This is a genomic window from Streptomyces sp. NPDC002911 (assembly GCF_053591835.1).
In genome coordinates this window covers 1-2,181 of record NZ_JBSFUO010000084.1, presented here as the reverse complement: position 1 = coordinate 2,181, position 2,181 = coordinate 1, and the positions used below count along the sequence as shown (strand labels likewise).

At 68.2% G+C, this 2,181-nt stretch carries 2 protein-coding genes; both read left to right on the top strand.

From position 1 onward, the window contains the following. Positions 1–891, top strand: an 891-nt coding sequence (locus ACWD04_RS33935; RefSeq protein WP_451137574.1) for a beta-ketoacyl reductase, incomplete at its 5' end; no start/stop codon positions are given. A gap of 43 nt (positions 892–934) precedes the next feature. Continuing rightward, positions 935–2,181: beta-ketoacyl synthase N-terminal-like domain-containing protein (locus ACWD04_RS33930; protein ID WP_451137573.1), on the top strand; the 1,247-nt coding region annotated here is incomplete at its 3' end.

Below are 2,181 nucleotides of genomic sequence, written 5' to 3'. Positions count from 1 at the left end.
GGGCAGGGCAATTATTCGGCGGCGAACGCGTTCTTGGACGCTTTCGCTCAGTGGCGTCGGGGGCAGGGTCTGCCCGCTGTGTCGCTGGCGTGGGGTCTGTGGGGTGAGTCGAGTGCGATGACGGGTTCGCTCGGTGAGTCCGACCAGGCTCGTATGAGCCGTGGTGGGATTCGTCCTTTGTCCGTCGAGGAGGGCATGGGACTGTTCGATGTCGCGATCAGTTCCGGTGAACCGGCACTGATACCCGTCAAGTTCGACTTCGCCGCTCTCGCCGAGCAGGCGCCCACCGACCGGATGCCACCCGTGCTGCGGGGCTTGGTCCACATGCCACGGTGGACTGTCCGCACCGATACTGCCGGTGGTACCGACAGCCTGGCCGGGGAGTCGCTGGCCGACCGGCTGGGGAAGATGCCGCAACCCGAGCGGCAGCGCGTTCTGCTCGACCTGGTGAGCGCCGACGCCGCAACCGTGCTGGGCGGCCGCCGCGGGCGGGATGTCATCGCGCCGGACCGTGCCTTCAAGGACCTCGGCTTCGATTCGCTCACAGGTGTGGAGCTGCGTAACCGGCTCACGGCTGCCACGGGGCTCCAGCTCCCTGCCTCGGCAGTGTTCGACTACCCGACCCCGGCCGCTCTCGCGGACGTCCTGTTGGAGCAACTGGGCGTCTCGCCGATGTCCGTGCTCGCCGAACTGGACCGACTGGAAGCGGCGCTGAGCAGTATGTCCCTGGACGACGACGCCATGGCCCAGACAGCCAAACGACTGCAAACCCTGGCGACCCGGTGTGCGGCGTCCGGTGCCCTAGCGGACGCCGAGGAAGATTTCGACCTCGACTCCGCCTCCGACGACGAGCTCTTCAGCTTCGCGGAGAACGAGCTCGGCTCTTCCTGACAGCGGCGCCGACCCCCACACCTGTTGATCAGAAGGACTTTCGATGAGCACGAACGATGACAAGCTGCGCGACTACCTCAAGCGGGCCCTTGCCGATCTCAGCCAGGCGCGCAAGCGGCTGCGCGAGGTCGAATCCGAGAAGACGGACCCGATCGCGATCGTCTCCATGGGCTGCCGTCTTCCGGGAGGCGTGTCCTCGCCCGAGGACCTGTGGGAGCTGGTTGCAGGGGGGGCCGACGGCATCTCGGCGTTCCCGACCGACCGCGGCTGGGACGTGAACGGGTTGTTCGACCTCGACCCCGAGCGCCCCGGGAAGTCGTACGTCAAGGAGGGCGGCTTCGTCACCGACGCCGCTGAGTTCGACGCGGCCTTCTTCGGCATCAGCCCGCGTGAGGCCGTGGCGATGGACCCGCAGCAGCGGCTGCTGCTGGAGACCTCCTGGGAGGTCTTCGAGAGGGCCGGCATCGACCCGACCTCGCTGCGGGGCCGCAATGTGGGTGTCTTCGCCGGTATCAAGCCCCAGGACTACATCCCGAGCCTGGAGGGCGGGGAGTCCAGCACCGAGGGGTACGCCCTGACGGGCAGCGCCGGTGCGGTCACCTCCGGCCGTGTCTCGTACACGTTCGGCTTCGAGGGCCCCGCCGTCTCCATCGACACCGCCTGTTCCTCCGCGTTGGTCGCCATCCACTTGGCAGCTCAGGCGCTGCGCAGCGGCGAGTGTTCACTCGCGCTCGCCGGTGGTGTGTCAGTGATGGCCACGCCGGGCGCGTTCGTGGCCTTCTCGCGGCAGAGGGGTCTGGCGACGGACGCCCGTTGCAAGGCGTTCGCCGAGGGAGCCGACGGTACGTCGTGGGCCGAGGGTGTGGGTCTGCTGCTGCTGGAGCGTCTGTCGGACGCGCGGCGCAACGGTCATGACGTCCTGGCGGTCGTGCGCGGCAGTGCGGTCAACCAGGACGGTGCGTCCAACGGTCTCACCGCGCCCAACGGTCCCTCACAGCGGCGCGTCATACGCCAGGCATTGATCAACTCGGGGTTGCTCGCCACAGACGTCGACGCGGTGGAGGCGCATGGTACGGGTACGTCGTTGGGTGATCCGATCGAGGCGCAGGCGTTGATCGCGACGTACGGGCAAGGGCGTCCGGCGGACCGGCCGCTGTGGCTCGGCTCGGTGAAGTCGAACCTCGGTCACACCCAGGCCACTGCGGGTGTGGCGGGTGTGATCAAGATGGTGCAGGCGATGCGGCACGGTGTGCTGCCGAAGACGCTGCATGTGGATGCCCCGTCGTCGGC